Source organism: Paenibacillus filicis (assembly GCF_038070315.1).
GTDB lineage: Bacteria > Bacillota > Bacilli > Paenibacillales > NBRC-103111 > Paenibacillus_G > Paenibacillus_G filicis.
Genome location: NZ_JBBPCC010000008.1, coordinates 80,417 through 96,568 on the forward strand (window position 1 = coordinate 80,417; position 16,152 = coordinate 96,568).

General features: G+C 51.3%; 12 protein-coding genes. 7 read left to right on the forward strand and 5 right to left on the reverse strand.

Translation table 11 applies throughout. The annotated features are described in order from the left end of the window. The first annotated feature begins 4 nt into the window (after positions 1-4). From WMW72_RS14015 to WMW72_RS14025, 3 genes are all read left to right on the forward strand, one after another. On the forward strand, positions 5-508 hold the full coding sequence (locus tag WMW72_RS14015; RefSeq protein WP_341416112.1) for a DUF6886 family protein: 504 nt from the start codon (positions 5-7) through the stop codon (positions 506-508). Positions 509-651: 143 nt separating this feature from the next. Continuing rightward, positions 652-2,037, forward strand: coding sequence for a response regulator (locus tag WMW72_RS14020; RefSeq protein WP_341416113.1), 1,386 nt, complete (start codon positions 652-654; stop codon positions 2,035-2,037). Positions 2,038-2,415: 378 nt separating this feature from the next. Beyond that, positions 2,416-6,720, forward strand: coding sequence for an InlB B-repeat-containing protein (locus tag WMW72_RS14025; protein ID WP_341416114.1), 4,305 nt, complete (start codon positions 2,416-2,418; stop codon positions 6,718-6,720). Between the two features lie 249 nt (positions 6,721-6,969). On the opposite strand, the gene nspC is transcribed toward WMW72_RS14025, so the two are convergent. Both nspC and WMW72_RS14035 read right to left on the reverse strand, forming a co-directional pair. Continuing rightward, on the reverse strand, positions 6,970-8,097 hold the full coding sequence (gene nspC, locus WMW72_RS14030; protein WP_341416279.1) for a carboxynorspermidine decarboxylase: 1,128 nt from the start codon (positions 8,095-8,097) through the stop codon (positions 6,970-6,972). A gap of 1 nt (position 8,098) precedes the next feature. Next, positions 8,099-9,337 carry a saccharopine dehydrogenase family protein gene (locus WMW72_RS14035; RefSeq protein WP_341416115.1) on the reverse strand — a complete coding sequence of 413 codons (1,239 nt, stop codon included), beginning with the start codon at positions 9,335-9,337 and terminating at the stop codon, positions 8,099-8,101. A 1,052-nt stretch (positions 9,338-10,389) separates the two neighbouring features. Between WMW72_RS14035 and WMW72_RS14040 the strand changes: the two genes are divergently transcribed. The 3 genes from WMW72_RS14040 (at position 10,390) to WMW72_RS14050 (ending at position 12,648) form a co-directional block, all read left to right on the forward strand. Next, positions 10,390-11,361: a helix-turn-helix transcriptional regulator gene (locus WMW72_RS14040; RefSeq protein WP_341416116.1), complete on the forward strand. Its 972-nt coding sequence runs from the start codon at positions 10,390-10,392 to the stop codon at positions 11,359-11,361. A 96-nt stretch (positions 11,362-11,457) separates the two neighbouring features. Further along, entirely contained in the window at positions 11,458-11,976 is a 519-nt protein-coding gene (locus tag WMW72_RS14045) for a DinB family protein (protein ID WP_341416117.1), read from the forward strand. A gap of 132 nt (positions 11,977-12,108) precedes the next feature. Further along, positions 12,109-12,648, forward strand: a complete 540-nt coding sequence (locus WMW72_RS14050) for a GNAT family N-acetyltransferase (protein ID WP_341416118.1) — start codon at positions 12,109-12,111, stop codon at positions 12,646-12,648. A gap of 167 nt (positions 12,649-12,815) precedes the next feature. Here the strand turns inward: WMW72_RS14050 and WMW72_RS14055 are convergent, their stop codons facing one another. Continuing rightward, the gene (locus WMW72_RS14055; protein ID WP_341416119.1) at positions 12,816-13,412 is read right to left on the reverse strand and encodes a GbsR/MarR family transcriptional regulator; all 597 of its coding nucleotides are present in this window, start codon (positions 13,410-13,412) and stop codon (positions 12,816-12,818) included. Between the two features lie 320 nt (positions 13,413-13,732). Here WMW72_RS14055 and WMW72_RS14060 point away from each other — a divergent pair, with 320 nt between their 5' ends. Next, positions 13,733-14,014: a hypothetical protein gene (locus WMW72_RS14060; protein WP_341416120.1), complete on the forward strand. Its 282-nt coding sequence runs from the start codon at positions 13,733-13,735 to the stop codon at positions 14,012-14,014. Between the two features lie 124 nt (positions 14,015-14,138). Here WMW72_RS14060 and WMW72_RS14065 read toward each other — a convergent pair whose 3' ends face one another. Together WMW72_RS14065 and WMW72_RS14070 are read right to left on the reverse strand one after the other, a co-directional pair. After that, positions 14,139-15,353, reverse strand: coding sequence for a M24 family metallopeptidase (locus tag WMW72_RS14065; RefSeq protein ID WP_341416121.1), 1,215 nt, complete (start codon positions 15,351-15,353; stop codon positions 14,139-14,141). A 28-nt stretch (positions 15,354-15,381) separates the two neighbouring features. Continuing rightward, complete coding sequence (locus WMW72_RS14070; protein ID WP_341416122.1) at positions 15,382-16,140, reverse strand: amino acid ABC transporter ATP-binding protein; 759 nt, start codon at positions 16,138-16,140, stop codon at positions 15,382-15,384. Between the last annotated feature and the right edge of the window lie 12 nt (positions 16,141-16,152).

Genomic DNA, 16,152 nt, shown 5'->3' on the forward strand with positions numbered 1-16,152 from the left:
TTGCATGCTTTTTCATTTTAGCGAGGACAATAGCATCCCATTATTCGTGCCCAAAGAGAAACAAAATCGTCCGGATTTTCCCGCAGTCGTTTGGGCAATTGATGGAGAGCATGAGTTTACCCACTTTTTTCCAAGGGATTGTCCTCGTATTGTCTGTAGAAGAGACGAAGCGAAAACGGATGAACATCTACAACTCTTCTTTAACCATACACATGCCGATACCGTAGAGAGTGACTGGTATACAAGGATTTCAAAGCAGACCCTATTCAGGTATTCGTTTGATGATGAAGGTTTTGAGCTTTTTGATCAGACTGCTGGATATTATATCTCTCGGCAAGTAGTAAAGCCCAAATTCATGGAAATTTATAACAACTTATTGGAGAGGTTGATTCAAAAAGGTATTGAATTGAGATTTACAACAAATTTATATCCACTTAGAGAAGCGATACTGGCATCCGACTTCAAAGGATTCGGGATACATCGATTTAATAACGCAAAGAAACCGTAATTTACTTAGCACATGTATTTTGTCTTTATTAACAAGAGGCCGCTCCGACAGGATCATCCTGGGAGGGGCCTGTTTGCGTTCGCAGGGCCGTTCATCATATCTCTTACCCCAACGCAGCCATCATTGACCGTCTCTGCGGGCGTATGGAGTCACAATTAAAGGCTATCAAACTGGCAGCGTTAGATGACCCATGGTATATTGAACATACTAAGAGGGTATCTCCTTTTAATAACTTTGATGGTATACTCACCCATCTGCTATATTCATGGCTTTTGAATACTACTGTCCCTATGGGTCTATGCACTGCGGGGGACAGCTCTTTATATTGTTCAAAACTTGCAAGGAAAAGCGAGCAAACGACATTGGGAGGAGCATCTATGAATCGCGTCGTGTTGATTGATGATGAGGAACATGCGCTGGAGTTGCTGGAAATGATGCTGCGTGATCTAGGCAATGTGGAGATCGTGGGGAAATATATAAATCCGCTGTTGGCTATCGAGGACATCAAACAACACCAATTGGATGCGGTCTTCTTAGACATTGAAATGCCGGGAATGAAAGGCGTGGACGTAGCACGCGCAATTCAGGCGGCTCATCCTGGTGTGCATATCATTTTTACAACGGCCTTTACGGAGTATGCGGTCGAAGCGTTTGAAATTCAATCGCTCGATTATTTGTTGAAGCCGATCAGAATGGAAAGGCTGCAGCATTCGATCAAACGGCTTGAAGAAGCCGTAATGGGAAGGGGCACAGCAAAAGAGGGAAACGAGGGAAGCGAAGGGCCGAGAATCTGTTGTATGGGGGGATTCTCCATCCAGCTAGGAAAGAGCGAGACTACGCAGGTGTCATGGCGGACCCTTAAAGAGAAGGAGTTGTGCGCGCTTCTTGTCCACCGCTCCGGTCAAACCGTCGAGCGTGCCGTTATCATGGAAGCACTATGGCCGGAATCCGATGCCGAGAAGGCAAGGAGCTACCTGCATACCTGTATCTCACTGCTCAGAAAAAATATACGAGAAAGCGGACTGCCATTAGCCTTATATAAAACAGGCAATGGCTATTCGCTTGATTGCGGCAGCGTGGTTTGCGATGTATCGGAGCTGGAAGGGCTGCTCGACATGACGCTGGAAGGGAAGGGGCTCGGCGTACAACAATTTGAGCAGATTGTGGCCCTATACAACGGAGATTACCTGGAGAGCTGCGATTTTATTTGGGCGTTTCGGAGGCGGGAAGAATTAGTACACAAATATGTGCATGCGCTTCGTAAGCTGTCACAATCTTTCTATAAAAAGAGCCAGCTCTCTTACACGCTGGAGTGTTTGCGTAGGGTCGTAGCGATTTCTCCGGATTCGGAGCAGGACAGCCGAAAGTTAATGAAGCTGCACATGGAGATGGGCAATCGCAAAGAAGCCATTCAAGTATACCGGCAGCTAGAACTGGAAGTACGTGAGCGTCTGAATATCGAAATGGAACAGGAGACAGTCAGGTTATACCAGCAGCTGATCTCGTCAAATTATCGGAGAGGCTCGTGAACAAGAAGCTGATGAATCAGCTTAATCTTATATTCGTGAATAGCAATTGTTCGGAACCAGCGGGAATCGGGCATATAACCAGGTTATGATGTCTGGGTTATGCCTCCCGCTGGTTTTTGCTTTGCACAGGTCATCGATGACATGCCACGATGCTCCCTTGAAAGAGATGTTTCCTTCCGAGGATGAAAGGTATTAGTTCGGGATGCCTAGGATAACAGATTCAGATACGTCTTGTAACCCTAGGTTGTTCAGAATTTGTTGAGAGTGAGTATGCTAAACTTACTAGGATTTGTCCGATTTTGGCGAATACCTGTTCATTCCAAATTTTAATTCATTCAGAAAGTGGTGGGACTATTGAAGCATTATGTAAGAAGAAGCATGTCTATTCTGACCGTCATCACCTTGTTCATCAGCTCCTTGGGACTACTAGCGCCGAATCCAGCTAAAGCTGCATCAACTGAGGACACCTATGCTTGGATACAAACAGCCACGACGGGCTTGTCCGCTATTACCTATGGGAACGGACTGTATGTAGGTATTCAGCCTTTGACCGGGCTCATCTACACCTCGACGGACCTGGTGACCTGGACGCAGCGGGATGTAAGTAACCAGACCACTAAGAGACTGAATACCGTCAAATTTTTGAATGGAAAATTTTATGCCGCTACGACCCGGGACGATAATAAAGCGGGGGCTATCTTTATTTATTCCAATGACGGCATCAATTGGAGCGCTGGCAGCAGCAGTCCAGCCCCTTCTTTCACGGACTATGCCTTTTCTTCCTTTGCCTACGGGAATAACAGATACCTGGTAACCTCCTCGAATAATGGAGGGGTTGTCGGCTCTTCCAATGGGACGGTATGGAGTAAAACCAATTCAGGATACGGTTATTTTTATGATGTTAAGTATGTGGGCAACCGGTTTATTGTGGCCGGTTATACTAACACTGGAGGCAGCAGCGGTATAGTCAGACAGTCTACAGATAATACAGGAACCAATTGGGGCCCTGAAGTAAGGGTGGAGGGTACGACGGCCTTGAATGGACTGGCGTCGAATGGCAGTCAAATCATTGCGGTTGGGAGTGGCGGGAAAATTGTACGCACAGACGCTACGAGTCCGGACCTGCCAACCGTTGCCGTAGCCTCTCCGGTCACAGCCAATCTTGCAAAAGTGGCCTACGATAGCAGTAACGGGGGATTGTATGCTGCCGTTGGCACAAACAATACGGCTATAACCTCGAAAGATGGGCTAAGTTGGACAAAAGAAACAATAGTAAATACGTTGGATGCGTCCCCAGCAAATTACACGGACGTCGTTTACGGAGCGGATACCTTCGTTGCGGTGGCAAGCTCCGGCGTGTACAAAAGAAACTTGGCCTACACGGTTAACTTTGACAGTAACGGCGGAACGGCTGTGAGCAGCCAAATCATACCGACCAACAAAACAGCCACCCAACCGCCGGCTCCGTCGAAGACCGGTTATACCTTCGCAGGCTGGTATACCGATAGGGAGACAACGTTGTCGTTCGATTTTGCGGCCACCGCCATAACAAGCGATATCACGCTTTATGCCAAATGGACGGTTAACAGCTATTCCGTGACGTTCAACAGCAACGGCGGATCAGCAGTTAGCGCTCAAAGCGTGAACTATAACGACTTTGCACAAGAACCTGCAGCACCAACAAAAGAAGGACACCAATTTGCTGGCTGGTATGCGAATGAGGGTCTAACGACATCATTCAACTTCGAAGCAACGAAAATAACCAGTAATACCGTGTTGTATGCCAAATGGACGGTTAACAGCTATTCCGTGACGTTCAACAGCAACGGAGGTACAGCCGTTAGCGCGCAAAGCGTGAACTATAACGGCTATGCACAAGAACCGGCAGCGCCGACGAGAGAAGGGTATCGGTTTGCCGGCTGGTATGCGAATGAGGGTCTAACGACGGCATTCAACTTCGCAGCAACGAAAATAACAAGTAATACTATGGTGTATGCGAACTGGACGGTTAACAGCTATTCCGTGACGTTCAACAGCAACGGCGGTACAGCAGTAAGCCCTCAAAGCGTGAATTATAACGGCTATGCGCAAGAACCAGCAGCGCCAACGAGAGAAGGGTATCGGTTTGCCGGCTGGTATGCGAATGAGAGTCTAACGACGGTATTCAACTTCCCAGCCACGAAAATAACCAGCAATACCGTAGTGTATGCCAAATGGACGATAAACAGCTATGCCGTGACGTTCAACAGCAATGGCGGAACAGCAATTACTCCTCAAAGCGTGAATTATAACGGCTATGCCCAAGAACCGGCAGCGCCGACGAGAGAAGGATACCAGTTTGCAGGCTGGTATACGACTGCGAGTCTAACGACGGCATTCAACTTCGCAGCCACGAAAATAACCAGTAATACCGTATTGTATGCCAACTGGACGTTACTGCCCCTTGCAGCTCCAGCCCATGTGTCTGCGAAAGCAGGCGATCAGCAGGCAACGATAGCGTGGAGCGCTGTGGCGGGGGCTACGGAATACAGGGTATATCAAGGAGAGGCATCCCAAGCCTACGCTGACATTCCAGTCGCGACAGTGACGGGTACTACCTACAATTACAACGTGGTGAATCTGACGAATGGTACCACTTACTACTTTGCGATCAAGGCAGTCAATACCGTAACTAGCAGCGTATACTCCGATGAGGTGGCTGTAACGCCAGCTGCGACGGTGCTTCCAGGCCTAACCGCAGTTAGCGTATCGAGCGATAACCCCAATCCGGCATTTGCCAAAGCTGGCGATACGGCGACACTGACGTTTACGGCGAATAAAGCATTAAATGGACTTCCTGTAGTAAAAATAGGGGTCCATCCCGCAGACGTTGCCAGTGTTGGCAACTCTGTATACAAGGCGCAATACACATTCTCAGGAAGTGAAGCGGCAGGCATCGTATCATTTACGATTGATTTCACGGATGCGACGGGGATCGTTGGAGATACGGTAACTTCTACGACCGACGGAAGCAGCGTGATCTTCGATAACACGCCGCCATCAGGAACACTGGTCATCAACGGCGGAGCGTCGTCGACTTTCGCGGCAGATGTCACGTTAACCGTGACAAGCACAGATGGCAGCGGATCGGGACAAATCCAGATGCGGTTCTCCAACGATAATGCCGATTGGAGTGCATGGGAAACGGCCGCTGAGACAAAAGCATGGACGCTGACAGACGGTAACGGCACAAAGACCGTGTATCTGGCGCTCAAGGATGCAGCAGGCAATGTAACAACACAAGCCATTACGGCGATCATTGAGCTGAAAACTGCCCCAGCCCCTTCGAACTCAAGTGACAGTGGCGGTTCTTCTTCCAAGGATGAGTCGATTGCGGTTAATGTGGAGAGTGCGAGCGGCGGGAACAAAACCGTCGTATCGACCGTAATCATCATTCGTTCAACGGATTCGAATGGTCAGAAGAAGGACAGTGTCGTTTTCACCCCTGAGCAAGTGGCTAAAACAGTCGAGCAGCTTGCGGCGGCAGGCACATCTACGGCAAGAATCGTCATTCCCGATACCAAAGACGAAGTGTCTGAGACGAATATCAAAATTCCGCAGGATTCTACTGCACTTTTGGCAAAAAGCAGCGTAGGGCTCGAGTTTGTTAAAAATAATGTGAAAATTGAGGTTCCAGGCGATTCCCTTCAAGAGTTCAAGGACGATATTTATTTCCGTCTTGTTCCCGTAAAAGAAGAGGACAAGCGCAAGGAAATTGAGCAGCGCGCAAGAACAGAGCAGGCCGCACAGCTTACAACCGGCAGCCATCATGCTGTCGTGATCGGTCGTCCGATGAGTATTGATACGAATCTTCAAAGCCGTCCGGTTACCTTGACCCTACCTTTGGGCAAGACATCGCTGACTCAGCAGCAATTAGAAGATTTGGGCGTTTTCATTGAGCATAGCGATGGGACGAAAGAGTTTGTCCAAGGCAAAATCGTTACGTTTGACGAGTCAGGTCAGTTAGGCATTCGCTTTTCAGTGGATAAATTCAGTACATTTACGGTTGTTCATATCGAAAATTGGAATACGAAGGCTGAAACGCATCAAGCGTTCATTTCCGGTTACGCGGATGGATGGTTTAAACCGGATGCCCGCATCACTCGTGCAGAAATAGCGGCAATCGCTGCAAAGGCGCTGAACAAAGAGATGAAGCCATCCTCCGTCTCCTTTACAGATGTCCTTGCGGGGCATTGGGCGAAGGCTGCCATTGATCGCGTGACGAAAATGGGATTGATGGAAGGTTACCCAGACGGCAGCTTCAAGCCGGAACAAACGATCACTCGCGCTGAGCTAGCAAGCTTGGTTGCCCGTTTGAACAGCGATACGGCCAGCAGCAGCGTGGGAAGCTTCTCCGATGTGGACGGCCATTGGGCACAAAAGGCGATTGAAAGTGTGAAAGGAGCCGGCATCATCAATGGCTACCCAGACGGCACGTTCCGTCCGGAGGCAGAGTTGACCCGTGCTGAAGCGGTGACGATGATCAGCAAGCTGCTCGGCAGAGGACCGCTGAGCGGCGCCGCTCCGAAATGGACGGATGTTCCTGCGTCGCATTGGGCGTTTGGCTATATTCAGGAAGCCTCTGTAGATCATACGGTTGGCAAAAAGACAGACGAAGGAGAACTCTTCGTTCCGGCACCTTAGCATTTGCGAGGTGGTAAGGACCTCCTTTAAATCTTCATTTCAAGTCAATGTGAAGGAGACACCGTCAGTGTCTCTCTGAGCCTGTAGACAAAGCTCCTTCTTGGAGCAGGTCTGCAGGCTTTTTTGCTACCGCCACTCGATGGTTACAGAGCCATATAGTGAACGGACGATCTATCCATAGCTAGTATACCCATAAGTAAAAAGGCACCCATTTTGGGTGCCTATCGCTTATACCTACCTACCTATGTGTTACGCCAGTCTGACTTTAAAGTCGTTATAGCCGAACTCACGCACGACTTTGCAGTCGCCATCTTCATATTGGACAGCAATCGCCGGCAGCGGCATGCCGTTGAAGGTGTTGGTTTTGACCATGGAGTAGATCGCCATATCGCCAAAAACCAGTCGATCGCCGCCTTGTAACGGCTGATCGAACGAATAGTCGCCGATCACGTCGCCGGTCAGGCAGGTTTGCCCGCCAAGACGGTACGTGTGAGGCTTCTCGCCAGGCTCGCCGGAGCCAAAAAGCGGCGGGCGATAAGGCATTTCGAGAACATCCGGCATATGACAGGTCGCCGACGTGTCGAGAATGGCAATATCCATGCCGTTGCGATGAAGATCCAGGACAGAGGTGACCAGATAGCCTGCGTTGAGCGCAATGGCCTCGCCCGGCTCCAGGTACACTTCAAGGCCGTATTGATCCTGCATTTTCTTGATGCAGGCCTCGAGTGTTGCGATATCGTAGTCTTCTCTGGTGATGTGGTGGCCGCCGCCAAAATTGATCCATTCCATCTGCGGAAGAAACTCACCGAATTTTTCTTCTACGGCTATCAGCGTAGTCGCTAGATCATCCGAGTTTTGCTGGCAGAGCGTATGGAAGTGCAGGCCTGTTACGCCTTCAAGCAGCTCTGGACGCACCTGGTCGCGTTTGGCGCCGAAGCGAGAGCCTGGCGAGCACGGATCATAAATCTCATGTCCGTCCTGAGTGGAGCACTCCGGGTTGATGCGGAGGCCCACTTTCCTGCCGGCTTGAAGGGCTTTATCTTTGAATTTCTCCAGCTGAGAGAAGGAATTAAAGATAATATGATCGCAAATCGAAATAATCTCGTCGATTTCGTCATCCCGATAAGCAGGGGCAAAGACATGATTTTCTTTGCCCATTTCCTCATGACCCAAGCGGGCTTCAAACAAACCGCTGGCTGTTGTGCCGCTCAGATACTTCCCAATCAGGGGATACATCGTTGTCATAGAGAACGCTTTTTGAGCTAAAACGATCTTGGCCCCTGTACGCTGCATGACGCCGCTGAGGATTTTCAGATTGTTCTCGATGCGCTCATAATCGACTACATAGCAAGGGGTCGGCAATTCCTCAAAGCGCATCTTAACGAACCAGCTCCGGTTGTTTAACTTCAGCATGCTCATCGTCGACAAGCACAGGGTTAAAGTCTTCTACCCATGGAAGTCCCCATTTGTTCAGCTCTTCCATGAATGGATCCGGATCGAATTCTTCAATGTTGTACACGCCGGCTTTGTTCCACTTGCCAGTCAGAATCATCGCGGCTCCGATCATAGCTGGAACACCTGTCGTGTAGGAGATCGCTTGGGAACCCACTTCTTTGTAGCATTCTTGGTGGTCGCATACGTTGTAGACATAGTACGTTTTTTCTTGACCGTCTTTTTTACCTTTGAAAATGCAGCCGATGTTAGTTTTGCCGACCGTGCGAGGTCCGAGCGAAGCCGGATCTGGCAGTACCGCCTTCAAGAATTGCAGCGGAATGATTTGTTTGCCTTCGAACTCGATAGGCTCAATGGACGTCATGCCTACATTCTCAAGGGCTCTCAGGTGCGTCAGATAGCTTTGGCCGAAGGTCATGAAAAAGCGGATGCGCTTCAGACCAGGCATGTTCACAGCAAGGGATTCAAGCTCTTCATGGTAAAGCAGGTACATATCCTTCTCGCCGACTTCAGCGAAGTCATAGACGCGCTTGATTTCCATCGGCTTGGTTTCGATCCACTCACCATTCTCCCAGTATCTTCCGTTGGCCGAAACCTCGCGGATGTTGATCTCAGGGTTGAAGTTCGTGGCGAACGGATAACCATGGTCGCCGCCATTGCAGTCGAGGATGTCAATATATTCAATTTCATCGAAGTAGTGTTTGAGAGCATAGGCCGAGAACACACCGGTTACGCCAGGGTCGAAGCCGCTGCCCAGAAGAGCTGTGATTCCAGCTTTTTCAAAGCGCTCGCGGTAATCCCACTGCCATTTGTATTCGAATTTTGCCGTGTCTTCCGGCTCATAGTTAGCAGTATCCATGTAATGGGTTTTCGTAGCCAAGCAAGCATCCATGATGGTGAGATCCTGGTAAGGCAGAGCCAGGTTCATCACGATATCCGGCTTTACTTCCTCGATCAACGCAATGAGCTCATCCACATTATTGGCATCGACTTGTGCCGTGGTAATTTTCGTTTTACCGCCATCAAGTTTGGCTTTCAGCTCGTCACATTTGGATTTCGTACGGCTGGCAATACAAATTTCTTCGAATACATCACTGTTTTGAACGCATTTGTGGATCGTTACCGAGGCTACACCGCCGCAGCCGATAATTAGTGCTTTGCTCATTGTTGTTAGCTCCTAACTGTGTGTTTTTTTTAGTGTGGAAGGGGAATGCGCAACAACCCGACTTGCTCAGTATCTGTCACTTGCAATTATTTGCAGGAAACGTCCTATAAACAAAAAAGCAAATGCAAATACGCCTAATCGCGCATCACACTTGCTTTAGATATACTCACCTATTAAAAAGCACGGAGCAGTCCTGTTACAAGAGCAACAGACATACTTCTGCAAGAAAGCTCTTTAATATTCGGGATATATCATAAAAGGATCAGAGTCTATATAGCAAATAATCACTTTTACCACTCTTATTGACCGTTTCACAAGTTGATGTGCGGATGCACAGGTTGTAAAGTAACCAACTTATAAAATTTGAGCTTTTAACTCAATCAATAAGGCAACTAAAGTTGCCAATCGGCATTTGACCCGGCTGTCCGTATGGCCTTAACATCCCGGTTGAGATGTGGTCAAAAATTATCTGCTTTAAAGATCCAGATATATTGAATATCAGCTTTCTCACTACCACTTTACCCATATTAGCACAAAAGTCACAAATATCAATAGGTAAATTTTAAATTTTTTGTTGTCTTCCGCAGTGGAAAAGCCTACGGGAAAGAACAGATCTCACGGAGGCGTAATTCTCACGGATGACACGGCATTTACACAGAATGCTAAGTGTCGACAGGATTCCGGTAATTTCTCAATCGTACCCTTATATTCATTCAACCACTCAGCTCTCCTAAAGAAAATGACAACCACTCGGGAGGCCCTCTGGGTCGCCCTTCTTAATATACACAAGTTTAACGAAAATGTTCGAGTACAATTTTGCCAATGGTTTTCCCGACTCTATCTTAGCATGAGCAAGCTTCAAGTGTTCAGCATCGATGGGAGTTCATCGGAGGCGTCTGAGAACAACTGACTTGCTGCACCAGGGCTGTGTTTAAACAATCCTTCTCGGTCTTCTCGTAAAAGATGCGCATCTTAGAGGTTAGGAAACGATTGTTGGTTTCCATAGTATGGTATGATTAGGAACAACTTTGAGAGAAAAAGAAGGTGGCCCGATGGCAAAATGGGATAACATGCTGTCCATGCTTTGGATGCTGCGCTCTGGAAGGAAGCTCACCGCCGCGGAGATCGCGGACAGCTTGGAGATCAGCGTCCGTACGGTGTACCGGTATATCGACGCCCTATGCGCCAGCGGCGTGCCGGTCGTCGCGGAATCGGGCCATGACGGCGGTATTCGAATTCTGGAAAGCTTCAAGGAGACGCCAGTATTCTTCAACTCCTTGGAGCTGAAGGCGCTGGTGGACGCATATAAATTTGCGCAAGGCGCCGGCTATCCGTATACGGAAGAGCTGGAAAGTGCGCTCAAGAAGGTGGAGGGCGGGCTGCACGAAGAGCAGCGTCAGGAGCTTTCCCTGCAGACGAGCGGCATGGATGTGATTTCTCCGGCGCGTCCGCCTTCCGTCGTTCCGTTATTGCGTGACCTGGAGCAGGCGGCCAAGGACGGGCGAACGGTCCGCATCGCCTATCGCAAAGCGAATTCGGAACAGGCCGATGAACGCGAAGTCGATCCGTATGGGTTGGCTTACGACCGTAACGAGTGGTACTCGGTCGCGTTCTGCCATCGGTCGCAGGCGGTGCGGACGTTCCGCGTGGACCGCATCGCGTGGCTGGACCTGGTTGAAGCGCGGTTCGAGAGGCCCAAGCGGTTCTCCGCGTCGGCCTACTTCCGCAGCCAGTCCGAGGGGGGACGAGAGGCGGAAGGACCACTGACGGTCATCCGCATCGAGGGAGAGCCGGACACGCTGAACGCGGTTTGCGGCCACTGGCATATGCGTCACTATTTGACGGAACGGACTGATCGGGAGGCGCGGTTTGTCCTCGATGTCCCGACGATGAACAAGTACCTTCCGGCGTATCTGCTGACGTTCGGCACGGGCATTCGTATTCGGGAGCCGCTGGAACTGAAGTGTCGGATCCAGGAAATCGCATACGGAATCGCACAACAGTACGAAGTCGATCGCGATTGAACTTTGCTGACAACGGTTGTCAGCGAACCCGGTGTACGATAGAGCCAAGGCTGCCGAGGCCCAACGACGACGAACAAAGGACAGGTGAATGAAACCATGCTTCAACATACCCATCAATTGTACGAATATCATATCTGGGCCAACGACCGGCTGTTCGCCCATCTGGAGCAGCTTCCGGAGGATGTATTCCATGCGGAAGTGACCAGCGTGTTCCCGTCCGTGTCGCAAACGTTCGGACACATCTACTTGTTCGACAAGCTCTACATGGCCGTGCTCGCGCAAGTTCCGAACGAGGATATCTTCCCGAAGATCCCGGTCTGGACGGAGGAAGCCCGAGGCAAAACCGTAGACGAGATGCGCGGGCTATTCGCCGGCGTCGCCGAACAGTTCCGTGATTTGCTGCGGCGTACGCCCGACCCGGACAAGGCGATGACCATCGTGCATCCGAAATACGGTAGTCTCGATACACGTTTCTCTGAGATCGTGCAGCATGTCGTTAACCATGGAACGTATCACCGGGGCAATGTGACCGCGATGCTGCGGCAGCAGGGGTATGCCGGGGTCCCGACCGATTATATATTTTATTTGCTGGATCGTCAGGAAAGTCAGGGGTAAATGGTGCGGTGCAAGCGGCGGTGATATTCACCCGATGTCGCCGTTGGCGCGCCTCGAGGCAAACACGACTGTTGTTGGTGCCGTAACGTTGGCACGGTGCTTATGTGAATCAAGTTAGGATTGGAGACATATATGAATACATTCAATAGCCTTACAACGGATAGGCTCGTAATCAGAACGCTGGACATGAGAGATAAGGAAGCCTTTTATACCTATCGTTCTACGCCTGAGGTTTATAAGTATCAATCCTGGAAACCCGCGGATATCAGCGAAGCTGAGAACTTTATCTCGGCGAATATGGCTGTTGTGCCGGATACCGGAGATTCATGGCTGCAAGTAGCGGTATGCCTGAAGGATGGACAGCTTGCGGGGGATATCGGCATTCATTTTCTGGACGACGGTTTCCAGGCTGAAATCGGCTATACCTTTGCTCCCGGATTCCAGGGCCAAGGCTATGCCTCCGAGGCGGTTAGGGCTGTGATCGATTATTTGTTTGCAGGGCTCGGTAAGCATAGAGTTACAGGGTCGGTCGACCCTGACAATCTGAAGTCCATCAAGCTTCTTGAAGGTCTGGGGTTTAGAAAAGAAGCCCATTTTATCAAAAGTTACCGGCTAAATGACGAGTGGTATGATGATTGCGTGTATGCCATATTGGCAGAAGAGTGGAAGTGACGTTGGGGGCCAAGGAGGTGGGGAGGAAAGTTATATCAGCAGTTTTGAATTGTGCCTCAAGTATAACCCGTCCCATGGTCCAGAAGGCGGTAGTCTCAAATCATAAAACAAGGGTTATCCTTTGCCGGCTAGCGTCCGGTGAGGATAACCCTTTTTGGTCGAAAATGTTAAGTACGCGGGTCGTCTGCCGATGGGGAACTCGCTTGCTCCTTTACCGGGTTGTCTTCAAAGTAGGCACCGCTTCTTATCCCGTTTACAAAATGCTGCAGCCATTCATAATAGCTGGCGGCATGCTTCAGCTTGTGGAAATCGGTCAGGCACAGGCTGCGCTCCTCCTCCGTCGTCTCCTCCGCCAGAATGCTTTCGCTTAGTTCAGGGAGGGCTGCTTGGATGGCTTCCTGCATGACTTCGATTTCCCGTTGAAGCTTGGTAGCGAAGAACGCTTGGAACGTCTTGAAGAAATCGGTCTCGGCAACATACAGATCCTTGCGCTCATCCTTCTCCTTCAGCTTGGACACCATCTGCGTCTCGCTCAGTGAGCGGACAGCGTAGCTCATGTTGCTCTTGCTCATATTCATAAATGCTTGCATTTCCTCAAGGGTCATCGGCCGGTCCTCGAAAAACATAATGCCGTACAACTGGCCGAAGGTATAGTTGACCCCGTACAGGTCCATCGTTTTGGCAATCGCATCGATCACCTGAAAGCGAGCCTTCTCGCGAACATTCTCCGGCTCCTTCACGAGCCCCGAAGTGGCCTTCTTCATGGCAGATCCCTCAACTTTCGACTGCATTCGCAGTAAAAATTTACATAACCTTCATACTCGCATAACATTCCAATAACCATTCTCGCAAACATTTAACGTACAATAATTTTTGAACAAATAACGAAATATAGACTTTTATAGCTTGATTATGACAAATATTCAATAATTATTGAAGACAGAAAGATGCGAAGCTCTCCGAGCAGTCTTCGCCGGATCGCCCGGTTTTCGTCTTCCTGCATCAGCCGCTAGTCAATACGGTTGCAGGTTCGCTTGAGGAGCAGCGCTGGTATGGTGTAACCCAGGATGCTGAGCTGCGGGCGGTGCTTAAGAAGCATCCGCAGGCGATCTTATTCTCCGGCCATACGCATTGGGAGCTGGCGGCTGCCCATAACTACTATGGAGGCGACGGAGAAGAGCCGGCTATATTCAACGCGGCCTCCGTGGCCTATCTATGGACCGATGAGGATGAGCATAAGGACGGCAGTCAAGGCTATTATGTCGAGGTCTATCCCGACTATGTACGGGTAAAAGGACGGGATTTCGAGCAGGGTACCTGGGTTCGTGAGGCACAATTTCAGGTCAAGCTGCCTTCAGGGCGCTAGCTTAAGGCGAGTCCGATGAAATTGGACAGGGCATCGCTTGATAGATTCGTTACTTACAAGATGAACGCAACCTGGAAAAAGGTCAAAAGCACCGCGGTAAACGCGTCTTTTGACCTTTTTTCATCTACAACGATATTAAGTCCCTCGACAACTTATTCAACCGCTCGCAGCCATTATCCGTGACCAGCACCATGTCCTCGATCATGATCGAGCCGATGCCGTGCCCGTAGTACGGCGTCTCCAGGCAGATGACCATGCCGGGGCGGAAGACGGTTTCCTCGGCCGGGCTGAGGAACGGAGCTTCCTCGGCGGCGAGACTTAGGCCCGCGCTGTGCCCCAGGTGGCCGCGGTTGTAATTCGGAAGACCCGAGCGGCGGATCAGCGGCATCACCTCGTCAAAGGCGTACTTCATCGGCAGGCCGGGCTCGATCAGCTCGAGCAGCCGGTCGTGACCGGTGCGCAGCGCACCGTAGATGCGCTTCACCGTGTCAGATGGGGGGCCTAGCACGAAGGTGCGCGCGATGTCCGAGCCGTACCCGGCGACATCGACGCCGACGTCGAACTTGATCAGGTCGCCCGGCTGACTCGGGCGTGTGTCGAAGACATGCGCAGGGGCAAAATGCGCCCCGGCTGAGATCATGTGGAAGCGGGATTCCGCGCCATCCGCCTGGGTCAGCAGGGCAAGCCGGAAAGCTTGGGCCATCTCGGCCGCGGAGCTGCCGGCTCGGATGCCCTTGACCGTTTCGGCGATGCCGATCTCGGCGTATTCGCAGCTCTTGCGCAGCTGGGCGATCTCCCAGGGTGTCTTGAGCGCGCGCAGCTCGGTTAGGATCGGAGCGGCCTCCGTCAGTTGGACGCCAGGGACAGCTTCGCGCAGCGCCTGGACGGCCGGATATCGCATCGCGTTTAGCTCGACAGCTACCTGACCGCTGTGTATGCCGTATTCCGCCAGCACCTGTCCGAGCAGTCCGAACATCTCCTGCACCTGATGGTTCACGGGCCGCCGGCCTTCGTATTTCTCGCCGCGCAAGCCGAGCGGATCGTCGACGTCCACCCAGGTGGGGTACGTGCGCAGCTCGCAGTGGGGCAGATCGGCGGGTACGCCTGCCGCTTCGAACTCGTTCATGATGATGACCGTGGACCGGCTCGGGTCACGAAACATCACGGCCAGCGCGACTTCGCTCATCCGCAGCGTGTACATAAACGTGCTGGGGTGGCCGGACAAGTAGTAGAAATTTTCGCAGCCCGACGCCACGAGCGCCTCTACATTCTCCTTCTCCATGATCGCCCGCGCCCGCGACGCGACGTCCTTCAGATGCTCTGCTTTGCTGGGAATCACAATGCCCACTCCTTCGGAATCTTACTCGTTACTCCATATCGGGCACGCCTTCGATTTGCCGCAAAAACTTGCGCGCCCGTTCGGTCTTCGGCTGGACGAAAAACTGCTCCGGCGTGCTTTCTTCCTGAATTTTTCCGTCGCTCATGAAGATAACCCGGTTGGCGGCTTCCCGCGCAAACTTCATCTCATGGGTGACGACGATCATCGTCATCCCTTCCGCAGCCAGCTGCTTCATGACGGCCAGCACCTCGCCTGTCAATTCGGGGTCCAGTGCCGACGTCGGCTCGTCGAACAGCATCACCTGCGGCTGCATGGCAAGAGCTCGCGCGATCGCAACCCGCTGCTGCTGGCCGCCGGACAGCCGGGAAGGGTACTCGTTCTTCTTCTGGGACAGCCCGACCTTGGCAAGCAGGGATTCGCCGATCTCGGCGGCCTGAGCCCGGCTCATCTTCTTGACCAGCGTGGGTGCCATCATGACATTTTCCAGCGCCGTCATATGGGGGAACAGGTTGAACGATTGGAACACCATCCCGGTCAACGTGCGGATGTTCCGGATCGCTTGCTTCTTGCGAGCCGCGTCCATCGAGGCGTCCCAGGCCGCTTCTCCTACTCGGATTGAGCCTGCATCCGGCTCCTCCAGCCCATTCAGGCAGCGCAGCAGCGTGCTCTTGCCGGAGCCGCTCGGGCCGACCAGGACGACGATCTCGCGGGATTGAATATGTAGCTGAATGTCGCGGAACACGACCAGATCGCCGAAGCTTTTGCCGAGTTGGTTTACCTCGATCATGCAGATCACACG

Coding starts and splice junctions, on each gene's coding strand:
- WMW72_RS14015 (WP_341416112.1), top strand. CDS start 5: ATGCTTTTTCATTTTAGCGAGGACAATAGCATCCCATTATTCGTGCCC.
- WMW72_RS14020 (WP_341416113.1), top strand. CDS start 652: ATGGAGTCACAATTAAAGGCTATCAAACTGGCAGCGTTAGATGACCCA.
- WMW72_RS14025 (WP_341416114.1), top strand. CDS start 2,416: ATGTCTATTCTGACCGTCATCACCTTGTTCATCAGCTCCTTGGGACTA.
- nspC (WP_341416279.1), bottom strand. CDS start 8,097: ATGCGCTTTGAGGAATTGCCGACCCCTTGCTATGTAGTCGATTATGAG.
- WMW72_RS14035 (WP_341416115.1), bottom strand. CDS start 9,337: ATGAGCAAAGCACTAATTATCGGCTGCGGCGGTGTAGCCTCGGTAACG.
- WMW72_RS14040 (WP_341416116.1), top strand. CDS start 10,390: ATGGCAAAATGGGATAACATGCTGTCCATGCTTTGGATGCTGCGCTCT.
- WMW72_RS14045 (WP_341416117.1), top strand. CDS start 11,458: ATGCTTCAACATACCCATCAATTGTACGAATATCATATCTGGGCCAAC.
- WMW72_RS14050 (WP_341416118.1), top strand. CDS start 12,109: ATGAATACATTCAATAGCCTTACAACGGATAGGCTCGTAATCAGAACG.
- WMW72_RS14055 (WP_341416119.1), bottom strand. CDS start 13,412: ATGAAGAAGGCCACTTCGGGGCTCGTGAAGGAGCCGGAGAATGTTCGC.
- WMW72_RS14070 (WP_341416122.1), bottom strand. CDS start 16,140: ATGATCGAGGTAAACCAACTCGGCAAAAGCTTCGGCGATCTGGTCGTG.